Raw genomic sequence first — 14,332 nt, 5'->3', positions numbered from 1 at the left:
TTATTCCCAAAATAACAAAGATTAATGGCAAAAGAAGAACTAGAATGTTCGTTTTGTGGCAGAAAAAAGCCAGAAACTAACTTACTAATAGCTGGGTTAGATGCACATATTTGCGATAGATGTATCGAGCAAGCTCATGGTATTGTTTTAGAAGAATCTAAGCAAAGCGATAGTAGCGATTTATCTGCAGAATTAAAGCTCCGTAAGCCTCTACAAATTAAAACATTTCTTGATGAATACATTATTGGCCAAGAAATGACTAAGAAGGTAATGTCTGTTGCCGTCTATAATCACTACAAACGTTTATTACAACCACCATCAAATGATGATATTGATATTCAGAAAAGTAATATTATCATGGTTGGGCAAACAGGAACAGGTAAAACCTTAATGGCTAAAACAGTAGCGAGAATGTTAAATGTACCATTGGCAATAGTTGATGCTACAGTTTTAACAGAAGCAGGTTATGTTGGTGAAGATGTTGAGAGTATACTAACCAGACTTTTGCAGGCTGCTGATTATAATTTAGAGAAAGCAGAAAAAGGAATCGTATTTATTGATGAGATAGATAAGATTGCCAGAAAAAGTGATAATCCTTCAATAACTCGTGATGTTTCGGGAGAAGGTGTACAACAAGCCTTATTAAAATTATTAGAAGGTACTGTTGTAAATGTACCACCAAAAGGAGGTAGAAAACATCCAGATCAAAAATTTATTGAAGTAAATACTGAAAATATTTTGTTTATAGCAGGTGGTGCCTTTGATGGAATAGAGCGTGTTATATCAAAACGTTTAAATATGCAAGCTGTTGGTTACAGTGCATCAATATCTGATGAGGTTGTAGATCAAGATAACTTACTGCAATATATAATTCCAAAAGATTTAAAAGACTTTGGGTTGATTCCTGAAATTATAGGAAGACTTCCTGTGCTTACCTATATGAATCCTTTAGACTCTAAAACGTTAAGAGCTATTCTTACCGAACCTAAAAATGCCATTATAAAGCAATACAAAAAATTGTTTGCAATGGATGAAATAGATTTTACTATTACAGATGGCGCGCTAGAATTTATAGTTGATAAAGCAATTGAGTATAAATTAGGAGCAAGAGGTTTGCGTTCTCTTTGTGAGGAAATTTTAACTGATGCCATGTTCGAATTACCTAGTAGTGATGAGAAAAAGCTAAACGTTACTAAATTATATGCCGAAGATAAATTAACAAAAACAACATTAAAGAAACTAAAAGCGGTATCGTAAATCAGTTTTAAGTTTCTAAAATAGAGATATAAAAAAACCACGCTAACAGCGTGGTTTTTTATTTTATGGATGTTAATTAATAAAGTACACTACGAAAAAATCTTGTCATAAGAAGTAAATAAAATGATGAGGGTATCAAAATATTTACTGTAGTTTATTATTCTATGTGATAAAAGTATACTTATTTAATATGTGAGCAAAAGATTTCTTTTAGTTTTAGATTATAAGATGAAATACTCGTTCAAAAACTTTTACAAAACACTTTATCGGTTTTTTATAGTCATATAAATTAATCTTCCAAGATAACAAACTCAACACGACGGTTAGCTTGTAAGTCTTCTTCAGAACAATTATTCTTACAATCAATTAAAGGTTTTGCTTCTCCAAATCCTTTAGATTGTAATCTATCTTTCGAAATACCATTAGCGATTAAATACTTTAAAGCAGAAGCAGCACGTTTATCAGAAAGTTTTAAATTGTAACTTTCTCTACCTTTATTATCAGTATGAGCATTTAGCGCTAATTTCATCTCTGGATTATCTTTAAGAACTTTAATAATTTTGTTTAACGAAATAGTTGATTCTTCTTTAACAGAGTATTTATTGAAATCGAAATAAATGTTTTCTAAAACAATTCTTAGTTCATCATCAACTTTAGCAATAACAGGTTCTGTGGTATTTAATTCTAAATCTTTATTATAAGTTGTATTGTAATTTCTAGTACTTAGAAATTCAAAAGAACCGTTTACAAAACCATCTTTGTTTGTTGTAATAGTATAGTTTTCAAAAGGTACAACATTAAAGTTGTAGCTAGCATCTTCACCAGTTATTTGTCTGTCAACTTCAACACCGTCTTCATCTAATAATAGAATTAAAGTATTTGGTAGTTTTATTTTAGTAACTAAATCTAAAACTTCACCCTTTACACTTTGAATTATTTCTTTGTTTGTGGCTGTGTAGATATCAAAACCTCCTTTACCTAGGGGCTTGTTAGAAGACACGTAACCTTTATGGTCTGTTGCTAAAAAGTAAGCAACTTCATCATAACTTGTATTAATAGTGTTCCCTAAATTTCTTGGAGCTTTATATCCTGTGCTTAAAATTCTACTTACAAAAAGGTCGTAACCACCAATGTTTTCGTGTCCTTTAGAGGAGAAATAAAGATATTTAGAATCTTTAGATAAGGAAGGATATTTTTCATCTGAAGCTGTATTTACCTTACTACCTAGGTTTTTAGGAGTACTTAAAGTACCATCTGCATTTACGTCAGAAACATAAAGGTCGTAACCCCCATAAGAATCGTCCATATTATTAGCAGCAAAATATAACTTATCGCCTTTACTGTTAATGAAAGGAGTTTCAATTGAAACATTTTTACTATTAATATCTAGTAATTCTTGGTTTATCCAATTACCATGAGATTCTTCTTCTAAATCTGCTTTGTGTAATTTGTATACTAAAGAGTTTTCTTTACTACTTCTTGTGTAGTATACCGTTTTTTGGTTAGGTGAAAACGTAAGCTGACCTTCACTATCATTTGTATTTAAAATTCTAGAAAATAATTGCGGTGAACTTAAAGCTCCACTTGTGCTAACATCTAAACAGAATAACTCTTTGTAAGCTTCATTTGTATTGAAATCAATTTTGGCAAAACCACCTATTTTTTTAGATGATACCATAATGAGTTTATTTCTAAAGAAACCTGAGCCAAACTCAGAGTATTTTGTGTTTACTCCAGCATCTAAAAGTTCAAACGAAAAGCCATTAGCATCAATGGTTTTAACTTTGGTTGGTTTTATATCAAAAGAAGGCTTATTATTTACTGCTATACTAGATGGTCCTTGGCTGTACATAAAAAATGACACAAGGCAAATGAAAAAACATAACTTAGTTTTCATTGTATTGAGGGTTTAGGATTAATTAGATTGTAAATATAATGTTGTAGCTAAGTTTTATCAGAATTTTTTAGACCAATAGCTATTTAATTCGGTAACTCATTGCTTAAGAGAAAGTTCTGGTAGTAAATTTGGCACTATTTCTATGAATTTAGATTGATAAGTGTATCCATATATTCTCGGGTATTAGATAGTCTTGGTATCTTATGTTGTCCACCAAGTTTGTCGTTATCCTTTAACCAGTTATAAAATAAATCTTTACGAGCCACATTAATTTTAGGTTTATTCAATGTGATGTTGTTGTAGCGTTTTGCTTCGTAATCAGAGTTTAAAGATTTTAAGGCATTATCAAATAACTCGTTGAAGTAATTAATATCGCTTGGAGGTGTTTTAAATTCAATAAGCCACTCGTGCGCCCCTTTTTCTTTGCCTTCCATGAAAATGGGAGCTGCGGTATAATCAACAATTTCTGCCTTAGTGCGTTTGCAAACTTTTCTTAATGCATCTTCAGCATTTTCGATAATTAACTCTTCTCCAAAAACATTAATATGATGTTTAGTTCTACCAGAAATTTTAATTCTGTATGGATTTAATGAGGTAAACCTAACCGTGTCTCCAATTTTATAACGCCATATGCCAGCATTAGTAGTTATTATTACTGCATAATTTTGATTTAGTTTTACTTCATTTAATGGGATGGCTTTTTCTTCGGAAGTTGCATATATATCCATTGGTATAAACTCGTAAAAAATACCATAATCAAGCATGAGTAATAATTCGCTAGAATTGTTTTGATCTTGAATGGCAAAGAAACCTTCAGATGCATTATAAATTTCGTAGTACTTAAAATTAGATTTAGGAAGTATTCTTTTATATTGGTCCTTATAAGGAGTAAAGCTAACACCACCATGAAAATAAACTTCTAAATTTGGCCAAATATCTAGTAGACTTTCTTTTCCTGTGGTCTCAATAACATTGTTTAGTAAAACTAACATCCATGAAGGCACTCCTGCTAAGCTAGTAACGTTTTCATTTATAGTTTCATCAACTATGGCTTGCATTTTATGCTCCCAATCACTCATTAAAGATACTTTGTTGCTTGGGGTGCTACTAAACTCTGCCCAAAACGGCATATTATCTATTAAAATAGCAGATAAATCGCCAAATACTGTTCCGTTTTCTTTGTATAATTCTTTACTTCCACCAAGGCGTAAACTTTTACCAGTAAACAATTGCGAGTCCTCGTTGTTATTTAAATACATGCATAGTAAATCTTTACTAGCAGCGTAGTGACACTCTTCTAAAGATTCTTGACTTACTGGTATAAATTTACTTTTTGCACGAGTTGTACCACTAGATTTGGCAAACCATTTTATAGGTGTTGGCCAAAAAATATTGTTCTCTCCTTTTCTAGAACGCTCAATTACATCTTGCCAACCATCGTAGTTTTTTATTGGAATACGTTGTGCAAAGGTTTCATAGTTTTTTATAGACGCGAAATCATATTGTTTCCCAAATTCTGTGTTTTTAGCAAAATCTACTAAGCTTAAAAGTAGCTCATTTTGTACTTCATTTGGGTATTTTAAGAACAATTCAATTTGATGAAATCGTTTTTTTAAAAACCAAGAAGCAATTGAATTTACTAAAGGGATTGGCATATTTATTTTATCTTTAAGATTTTAAAAATAAGATATTTTTTTATGAATTACCAAGGGGTTTTAACAAAAATGGAAACTGAGTTTTCTAATCCAATTAAATATTATTTAGTGTTTGAAAATGATTTTTTAAATATGAATCAATTATTGAATAAAAACATCACGATTCAATTTGTTAAATATCAATGTTTAAATTGTGGATTGGATAAGCCTATTTACAGGCAAGGTTTTGATAAACAATGTTTCTATGATACCGCGAGAGCTGGAGATTGGATTATGCGTCCTGAATTAAGTACCGCGCATTTAGGTAAAGAAGACCGCGATTTGGAGTATGAAAAGAAAGTGCAACTGCAACCTCATATTGTGTATTTAGCTAATTCTAGTAATGTTAAAGTTGGTGTAACCAGAAAAAATCAAGTGCCTACACGATGGATAGATCAAGGTGCACATGAAGCTATTGAAATTGTTGAGGTACCTAACAGGTATCTTGCAGGAATTACCGAAGTTGCATTAAAAAACTATGTAGCGGATAAAACAAATTGGCGAAAAATGCTTAAAAATGATATTGAAGACGAAAATTTAGTTGAATGGAGAGAGCGTTTAAAGCAATATATTCCTGATGAAGCAATAGATTATTTTATTGAAAGTAATTCTGAAACAAATTTAGAATTTCCTGTTTTTAAATATCCAGAAAAACCAAAGAGTTTAAATATTAAAAAAGAACAACAATATTCTGGAAAGCTAGTTGGAATAAAAGGACAATATCTCATTTTTGAAGATGAAACCGTTTTTAATGTTCGTGCCAATGAAGGTTTGGTAGTAAATATTTCTGTAAACTAAATAATAGAAAGTTTAATGGTTTGCGCAAAACCAATTACTATTAGTAAAATACCAGTTACTTTATTAATTACTAAAGAGATATTCTGAACTTTGTTTTTAATAGCAGTACTAATTATACTGTAAAAGTATAATGTAAATAACTTACCAATGTAGACCCCAAGAAAGAACAAAAACAACACAGAAAAAGACGATTGTAAAGACAACATAATATCGTTATTATTTAAAACGCCATAAGCAATAACCCAATAAATTAAAACTGGGGGATTTATAATGCCAAGAATAAAACCAGTGGCATATTTTGATTGTGTTATTTTGCTTTTTTTAGTAGAATGTCCAGATTGTTTTTTGAAGAATAAAAAACTTCCTGCCCCAAAAAGAATAATTACAATAGAAATTTGAACCCATAAATTATCATTAAAAAATGCTTTTATGGGTTTGTTGCAATGTAATGCGTAGTAAGAGAGAAGTACTTCTGCAATACCTGCAGCAATAGAAATTTTAAAAGCCTGTTTTGCATTTTGCTTTAATGTAGTATTTATAACTGCAATATTAGAAGCTCCTAATGGTAAGGCGCTTAATGTTGCTGCTAATATTCCAATTAAAAGATAAAACAAAATCATAAACTATTTGTAGCAAAACAGTTTAAAAGCTTACAAATAAAAAACCCATTTACAAAAAATTGCAAATGGGTTTTCAATATTGTTGTAATAGTAAACTATTAAATATCTTCCTGATCTCTTAAATTTTGAATATAGGCCGCTTTTTGAATTTCACGACGTCTTTTAACAGAAGGCTTTGTGAAAAATTGGCCATCTCTTAAGTTTTGCATTACTTTAATATTTCTGTGCTTTCTTTTGTAGCGTTTTAATGCTCTCTCGATGTTTTCACCATCTTTAACTATGATTTTTAACATAAATATATTTTAATTTTTTATGGTCTTCCTAAAAGGGATGCAAAGTTGTAATTTTTTTTTAGTAAAACCTAATATTTTTAGGTCTTTGTTAATTTAAGATTATCCTAAATATGTTTTTAATACTTTGCTCTTTCCAGGACGCCTTAATTTTCTAATACCTTTTTCTCTTATTTGTCTTACGCGCTCTCGAGTTAAACCAATGTTATCGCCAATTTCTTGAAGACTTTTAGGTTGCTTGATATTTATGCCAAAATAATGTTTAATAACATGCGCTTCGTTTTCAGATAAGGTATTCAATGCACGATTTACTTCAACATTCAGTGAGTTTTTAATCAAATTAGAATCTGGTCTTGGTGATTCATCAGATTGCACAACATCGTACAAATTGGAAGATTCTCCCTCTCTAAAAGGGGCGTCCACAGATACATGTCTGCCTGAAACACTCATAGATTGCTTCACATCAGAAACTGATAAATCTAAGTTTTTAGCAATTTCATGGGCATCAGGCTCGCGCTCGTGCGTTTGCTCTAAATATGAATACGCTTTTCTAATTTTATTAATAGAACCAATTTTATTTAATGGCAATCGTATTACTCTAGATTGTTCTGCAATGGCCTGTAAAATAGCTTGCCTAATCCACCATACAGCATAACTTATAAATTTAAAACCACGTGTTTCATCAAAACGTTTTGCAGCTTTTACCAATCCTGCGTTACCCTCATTAATCAAGTCTGATAACGATAGCCCTTGGTTTTGGTATTGTTTCGCAACCGAAACCACAAATCTCAAATTAGCCGTAACCAGCTTATCCAACGCTTTTTTGTCGCCCTCTTTTATTCGTTGCGCCAATTCCACTTCCTCATCGGCGGTAACCATGTGTAATTTACTAATGTCTTGAAGGTATTTGTCTAGCGATTTAGATGCTCTGTTGGTAATTTGTTTCGTGATTTTTAATTGCCTCATAAATTATCTTGAATTAAAGTTTTAAATTAAACATAGCTATAACATACACGGATAATCGGGAATTCCAAAAAATTAACCACTTTTTATTAAAAATGGATCAAAATCAATGAAAATTGACGCTTTTTTGATGTTTTTTATCAATTTTCGAGTAAAATGGAGTTTTTAGATTCCCTAAAATTTAGTCATCAGACAAAGGAGTCTTACATTTAGAATTTGGGCGTTTCCCTTCTAAGTTCGGGTCGGGCTTTCACTACTCAATCCCTCCTGCGTCGGGGATTTCAAACATGCCGTTCAATCCCTAACGCTGGCAAACCTACCATAATTTATGCTTGTACAAATTCTTATATATTTTGCTAAAGTCATTATTAGCAGGAAAAACTAATTAAACGTAACTTATACTTAACTATCATCTATTAAAAAATAACTAAAAGCAGCATCCCTAATAAAGATGTTACTAAAGTTGCAATTAAAATGGGTAAAATAGTTTTATGTAGTATGCTTACATATTTGCCTACCCCAGCAACAGCAGCTGCGGCAATAATGTTGAATAGACATATCGCGTTTCCTAATGAGGCACCATTAAGTTGCATAGCTAGAACTATTTCTTTAGATAGAGAAAGATTTTCTGCAGCATTATATTGAACAGAACTAAAAATAATATTTGATACGGTTGTGCTACCTGTTATAAATGTACCAACAACACCAATAAAAGGACTTAAAACGGGATAAGCAGCTCCAGTTTTTGTAAAAAGAGTTGACATTGATGATATCATAGAAGGCATCTGACTTCCACTAGATAACATCAGTTGTGTAATAGCTAATGATGGGAACAATATTATAAAAATAGTTACTATTTTCTTAACTACTGGTTTAAGATTAGTCTTAGAACTTTTACCTAATAATGCAGCACAAATAGAAGCAAATATAAAAGGAAAAAGAGGAGATCTAAAGGGTTGAAATGCTGCACTAACTGAAGAATTTAAAATATTATCAAATGGGAGCGAAAGTGAAACTATAGTTTTTAAAGGAGGTACTACCTTGGGTAGTAAAAGAAAAATAATTAAAACCATGTATGGTAGCCAAGGCTTCCAAGCTAATTTTCTATTTGTAAAGAGGAAAAAATAAGCAAAAACACCCATTAAAGCTGATGCTACTATTCCTGTTAATTCCTTTAAAAAAAATGATAAGCTTACAAAAGGGATTGCAATACAAAAAAATAGTTTCCAGCCGTGAAAGTCTTTTTTATAACCTTGTTTATTTAAAATCTGCTCTATAAAAAATAAAATAATGCTTCCTGAGATGACCATAAAACAAGATGCGTAAATATAAATTCTTCGTATTTGGTAATCAGTTAAATCTAAAGTGCTTTCAAAGCCAGCTATAACAGGTGTACCTATTGCCCCTGTAATTGCAAAAAGGCCATCAATGAGAAGTACAACTACTATAGATGTAATTGGCGAAAATCCCAGAGAAATCAATAATAAGGGAACTATTGCTCCGGGTGTACCAAAACCTGATACGCTTTCAAAAAAAGCGGTTAAAAAAAACGCTAAGAAGTAAAATTGAAATTTTTTTTCTTTATGAGTGTTTGTTAATGAGTTTTTAATCTGATTAATAAAGCCAACATGTTCCATATTTTGGTGTAGAAGTAATGCACCAAAAACAATCATTAAAATAGATATGGTATTGATAAATGCAGCAATCAATGCTGCGGGAAAAGTAATTAATTGGCTATCCCAAATAAAGAAAAGTACTATTGTTACTGCAAACCCTGAGTATATACCAACTTTTACTCCTTTTACTAAACTTACTAATAGAAGTAATACTATAGGTATTAAAGAGAGAACTGAAAAAAAAACCTCCATACTTTATTTTGATATCAAAAATAAAACAGGTTTTACTTTTTAAGTATGACAATTATCAACTTTCAAGATTACTTTTATTTAATTTGATAGATGCTATAAAGGTTTTACATATTTTCTAACAAATAACTCAAAGTTTAGCTAAATGTAAAACCTAACGTACCGAATCTTTTTCCTTTTTCTTCTTACTTCCCAACAAACCACCCAATACATTTTTAATTACTTTGGTTGAGGATTTTGTAGTATCAGTTGCAGTAGAGTCTTGTGGTTTTTTAGACTTTAAAATATCAGTTAGCACATCAGTAACCGAATTGTTTTGCTCTTTTTTTAAAGAGTCCGTTTTGGTTTTGTTACCGCCAATAACATCGCCAATAAGATCTTTAACTTTATCCTTTCCTTGATTTAATAGCTTTTGTTTTTGAATTTCAATAAGCTGATTGGTCAAATTTTTCACGCCACTAGTCAAGTCTGTTTTAACTGTAGGATTTGTAAAAGCCCCAGAAATATTTGCAGTTACAGGAATGGTAATATTATTCACTTCAGCATCATTTATTTTGCCAATCAATTGGTTTACTTCGCTTCCTAAATATTTTGCAGGTACATTAAACACAGCATTATAGTTAAGTGTTTTGTCAAAACCATGTGACCCAGAAACTTCAATAGCGATATCCTTATATTTTAAATCAAAAGGTTTTACAGCAACTTTTCCGTCAGCAAAATCAAGTTTCGTTTTTACATCTTTTAAATCCAGTTTATCAAATTCAACAAAACTTAAAGAGCTTTGTAGTTTACTTATTAATCCATCTTGTGTATTAATTTGACTGGTTAATAATTCCGCTAACGCATCACCAGAAACAGAACTCATTACAGGAGAAAATTCTTTATCCAAAGATCCTGAAAGGCTCAATGTGGTATTTAGTTTTCCTTGTAATAGTTTTGCAATTGGGGCTAAGTTTTGAAGTAATTCCAAACCTTTAAAGGACTGGGCAATATCAAAATCTTGAGCTCCTAGTTTTAAATCAAAAACAGGTATGTCTTCTTTGGTAGAGACTGCGCCATTTATGGCTAATTTTCCATCAAAAAGAGACGAAGTCATATTTTGTAACGATGCCTTTTGGTCTTTTATAAAAAGCGTTCCCGTAACATTTTTAAGATTCAAATTATCGTAAACAACAGTTTGCGCATTGGCATTTATGGTACAGTCTAAAAATGCTGGAATTTTTAACGATTCTGAATCACTTGAGGTTTTATTGCCTTCAGAAACAGTTTCATCTTCAGACATAAAATCACTTACTTTAAATACGTTAGAGTTTACATTAAAATTACCCTTTAGCGTATTATCACTTAAAAGAAACCCTAATAAATTATTAATAGTTCCAGAAGCATTTAAATCGCTATCGCCAGTTTTGGCTTTAAAATTATTTAGTGAAACTTTTCCTGGATTAAAGGTCATATTAGCTTCAGAAATATGAATTGGGTTTACAATATCCTTCGAAGAAAACACAAAATCTGTGATACTCGCTGAACCATTATTTTTTATGCGTTCGTAAGCATTAGTTTCAATAGCGTTCATATCAAAAGATGTATTTACTTTTCCTTTTAAAATACCGGTAAGTGTATTTTCAAGCGCAACAGGATACACTTTTGTAATGTTTCCTAAATTCAAAACGCCATCCACATTGGCATTAACCAACATGTTTTTCGTCAAGTTTTTTAGTGTAGCGGACGACTTAAACACATCTTCATCAATCTTAAAGTTTAAGGTTTTAATATCTATGTAAGTCTCATCCGTTTTTCCAGTTTCGTTTTTAATGCGCGTATCTATTGTAATATTGCTGACGCGTTTTGGTAAATCAGGATATTTAAACGATGCGTTGTTTGAAGTCATACTAACATCTAAGTTTGGAATGGTTTCTTCAGAACTTAATCCTTTAATGATACCTTTTACTTTAAAATCGCCAGTGGTTTGAACGTTTTCTATGTTTTTAGAATATGTTTTCGGAATTACGGCTAAGAAACTTTTAAAGTCTGATTCTGGATTTTCAAACAATATGTCTATTTGTTGTCCGTTTTCAACTTGCTGCACATAGCCTTGAAATTCCAGAGGCAAATCGTTAATAAAACCTTTGTTGTCTTTAAAAGTATACTTTGAGTTTTCAAGATCTAAACCAATCAAAGCATCAAGTTTTACAGGATTGTTGCTTAAATAATTTGTGCTATCCAATGAAATACTAACATTAGCTTCACTTTGTGTATCTAATTCTGAAGCTTCAGCAGAAAACGTGCCATGACCTTCATGATTCAATTCCGTAACCTGAATTAAAATATGAGAACCTTCGTCAATATACGTAAAAGCACTTTTCTTTATTTGATAGTCTTCAATATCAAATCCAAATCCATTGTTGTTATCACTTTCAATGGTGGTTTGGTTTTCTTTTTCTTTAGTAATATTGTAATTATTATTTCCGAATTTATCAGTTTTCAAGGTTAAAAGTGCCTCGTTAATATTAATGGTATTTACAACAATTGGGTCTTCATTAGCAGATTTAAATAATTCAGTAATATCCATGGTGAACGAAATGTCCTTAGCTGTGGCAAATGTTTCATCTTTAAAAGGTTCGAAATTAGTAATCACTAAGTCGTTTACATTAACGTGGGCATGCGGAAAACTTCTAATAAAACTCAGGCTAACATCGCTAAATTCTACTTTAGCATTTACATTTTCGTTTATAAAACGTTTTACCATGTCTTTAATTTGTCCTTGAAAAGCAAACGGAATGGCTATTAAAAGTGCAATGATGATTAATATGGTTATTCCAACAATTTTTAAAACTTTTTTCATAAAGATTATTTGTTATTCTGACTATACAGGAATTTTTTAAAGAAACTAACTAAAATAATATACGTAGAAAAAGTGTTAAAGGTTGAAAAAGAAACCTTATCATTTTGTTAAGATTTAAAATATCAGAGTAAATCTATCTCCTCGTTCACTTTTAAATTGAATCTTGTTCTAAATAAATATACACCAAGATACAGAAGAGGTGTATCTAAAATGGCTACAAAAACCTTAAAAAGAAAGCCGCTTACCAACAAGCCTTTAAAATTTGCCCAATCTATAATACCAAAAGAACACAATAAAAATACGATAGTAAAAGTATCTACAAATTGAGAAAACCAAGTAGAGAAATTATTTCGAAGCCATAAATGTTTGCCTTTCGTTAAGCGTTTCCAGAAGTGATAAATTTGAATGTCTACAAACTGTGCAAATAAGTAGGTAAGCATACTTGCAAATACTGCAATTGTAGAGTTGCCAAAAACGGTTTTAAACATCTCGTTATTTACAGGGGCCCAAGGTGTTGCAGGAACAATATCAGCCATGTAAATAATTAAAAGTGAAAAAATAGAAGCAAAAATTCCCACTACAACCACGTCATTTGCACGTTTTTTACCATAAATTTCACTTATTAAATCGGTAATTAAAAAGGTAATTGGGTAAGGTAAAATACCAACTGAGATTTCGAAGAGCTTACTTCCAAAAACCTCAATATCAAAAGGATACCAATAAAAAAACTTTTGAAAAATAAGATTTGAGACGACCAACGATGTGATGAATAAACCTCCTAATAAAATATAAATACGTTGTGCTGCGAGCTTATCTTTAACTGTCATTTACAATTGTGAATAAATAGGTTCTGTAAATATAAAAGAAACCATTTACTTTTTATTATTTTGCTTCCTTATGTTAAAACCAACAACATATTATATTGCCTTAGGAAGTAATAAAGGTGAAAAGTTAAAACATTTACAACATGCCGTAGATGCTATTCATGAGCGTATTGGTAATATAAAACTGATTTCTAAAGTATATAAATCGCCAGCAATTGGTTTTCAAGGTGATGATTTTTTGAACTGTTGCTTGGTGTTAGAGGCCTATTTAAAACCACAAAAGGTTCTAAAAACATTACTTAAAATTGAAATTGATTTAGGGCGAACACGAAGCAAAAAGGAAGGCTACGAAGCTAGAATTATAGATTTAGATATTGTTTTAGCTGAAGACAATATTATTAATACAAAAACATTACAAGTGCCGCATCCTGAAATGCAAAAACGTAAGTTTGTCTTGCAGCCTTTAAATGATATTGCTTCAAAAATAAAACACCCAAAGTTAGATAAAGAAGTAGCGGTTTTACTGAATGAGTGCGAAGATGAATCGGTTTTAGAACCTATTAAAATTTGGTTGAAGAATCCGAGTAAGTTATACGACTTTTCAAAATTTAACTATATAGCTATTGAAGGAAACATTGGTGCCGGAAAAACAAGTTTAGCAACTAAAATGGCTTACGATTTTAATGCAAAACTCATATTAGAACGTTTTGCTGACAACCCGTTTTTACCAAAGTTTTATGAAGATGCTAACCGGTATGCTTTTACTTTAGAGATGTCTTTTTTAGCAGACCGTTATCAGCAAATTTCTGATGATTTATCGCAACTCGATTTATTTAAAGATTTTATAGTTAGTGATTACGATATTTTTAAATCACTTATTTTTTCAAAAATCACATTAAATGAAGATGAGTTTAGTTTATACCGAAAGTTGTTCTACTTGATGTATAAAGACATTGCAAAACCAGAATTGTACATTTACTTATATCAAAACACTCCACGTTTACAGGAAAATATAAAAAAACGCGGACGTGAGTACGAACAGAATATTGCAGATGATTATTTGGAAAAAATTAACGCTGGTTATTTAGAATTTTTAAAAACTCAAAAAGATTTCAACGTGAAAATTATAGATGTATCTGATAGAGATTTTGTTGAAAATAGAAGTGATTATTTATGGGTTTTGAGTGAGATTTGTGAGGAGTGATTTTGAGTTACGCTTATCGGTCTCGTATAAGAATAGTTGCGGTTTTGTGTGCAAGGATTTTCCGCAGGAAAATCAGAC

The 14,332-nt window shown here is 31.0% G+C and carries 11 protein-coding genes; 3 read left to right on the top strand and 8 right to left on the bottom strand.

The window, feature by feature from the left end:
• Positions 1 to 24: 24 nt before the first annotated feature.
• Positions 25 to 1,257 (top strand): ATP-dependent Clp protease ATP-binding subunit ClpX, encoded by a 1,233-nt coding sequence (clpX, locus tag ABD939_RS11210; RefSeq protein WP_345168522.1) that lies wholly within the window; start codon positions 25 to 27, stop codon positions 1,255 to 1,257.
• A gap of 289 nt (positions 1,258 to 1,546) precedes the next feature.
• On the opposite strand, the gene ABD939_RS11205 is transcribed toward clpX, so the two are convergent.
• Positions 1,547 to 3,154, bottom strand: coding sequence for an OmpA family protein (locus ABD939_RS11205; protein WP_345168520.1), 1,608 nt, complete (start codon positions 3,152 to 3,154; stop codon positions 1,547 to 1,549).
• A 140-nt stretch (positions 3,155 to 3,294) separates the two neighbouring features.
• Entirely contained in the window at positions 3,295 to 4,809 is a 1,515-nt protein-coding gene (locus tag ABD939_RS11200) for a GH3 auxin-responsive promoter family protein (protein ID WP_345168516.1), read from the bottom strand.
• Positions 4,810 to 4,851: 42 nt separating this feature from the next.
• Between ABD939_RS11200 and ABD939_RS11195 the strand changes: the two genes are divergently transcribed.
• The gene (locus tag ABD939_RS11195) at positions 4,852 to 5,646 is read left to right on the top strand and encodes a DUF2797 domain-containing protein (protein WP_345168513.1); all 795 of its coding nucleotides are present in this window, start codon (positions 4,852 to 4,854) and stop codon (positions 5,644 to 5,646) included.
• Here ABD939_RS11195 and ABD939_RS11190 read toward each other — a convergent pair.
• The 6 genes from ABD939_RS11190 to ABD939_RS11165 all read right to left on the bottom strand — a co-directional run bounded on the left by ABD939_RS11190 (position 5,643) and on the right by ABD939_RS11165 (position 13,053).
• Positions 5,643 to 6,266 (bottom strand): LysE family transporter, encoded by a 624-nt coding sequence (locus tag ABD939_RS11190; protein WP_345168509.1) that lies wholly within the window; start codon positions 6,264 to 6,266, stop codon positions 5,643 to 5,645. The two genes, ABD939_RS11195 and ABD939_RS11190, sit on opposite strands and share 4 nt — an antisense overlap.
• 98 nt (positions 6,267 to 6,364) lie before the next feature.
• A complete protein-coding gene (rpsU, locus tag ABD939_RS11185; protein ID WP_099563377.1) occupies positions 6,365 to 6,559 on the bottom strand; it encodes a 30S ribosomal protein S21 in 195 nt (64 codons plus the stop codon).
• A gap of 99 nt (positions 6,560 to 6,658) precedes the next feature.
• Complete coding sequence (locus ABD939_RS11180; RefSeq protein WP_345168504.1) at positions 6,659 to 7,522, bottom strand: sigma-70 family RNA polymerase sigma factor; 864 nt, start codon at positions 7,520 to 7,522, stop codon at positions 6,659 to 6,661.
• Positions 7,523 to 7,935: 413 nt separating this feature from the next.
• Positions 7,936 to 9,387: an L-lactate permease gene (locus ABD939_RS11175; RefSeq protein ID WP_345168501.1), complete on the bottom strand. Its 1,452-nt coding sequence runs from the start codon at positions 9,385 to 9,387 to the stop codon at positions 7,936 to 7,938.
• Between the two features lie 151 nt (positions 9,388 to 9,538).
• Entirely contained in the window at positions 9,539 to 12,226 is a 2,688-nt protein-coding gene (locus ABD939_RS11170; protein ID WP_345168498.1) for an AsmA-like C-terminal region-containing protein, read from the bottom strand.
• A gap of 122 nt (positions 12,227 to 12,348) precedes the next feature.
• On the bottom strand, positions 12,349 to 13,053 hold the full coding sequence (locus ABD939_RS11165; RefSeq protein ID WP_345168495.1) for a queuosine precursor transporter: 705 nt from the start codon (positions 13,051 to 13,053) through the stop codon (positions 12,349 to 12,351).
• Between the two features lie 70 nt (positions 13,054 to 13,123).
• Here ABD939_RS11165 and folK point away from each other — a divergent pair, with 70 nt between their 5' ends.
• The gene (gene folK, locus ABD939_RS11160; RefSeq protein WP_345168489.1) at positions 13,124 to 14,254 is read left to right on the top strand and encodes a 2-amino-4-hydroxy-6-hydroxymethyldihydropteridine diphosphokinase; all 1,131 of its coding nucleotides are present in this window, start codon (positions 13,124 to 13,126) and stop codon (positions 14,252 to 14,254) included.
• Positions 14,255 to 14,332 lie beyond the last annotated feature (78 nt).

It is taken from the genome of Algibacter aquimarinus, assembly GCF_039543265.1.
Lineage (GTDB): Bacteria > Bacteroidota > Bacteroidia > Flavobacteriales > Flavobacteriaceae > Algibacter_B > Algibacter_B aquimarinus.
Note: the sequence above shows the minus strand (reverse complement) of the source record. Positions and strands in the feature narration are given on the sequence as shown.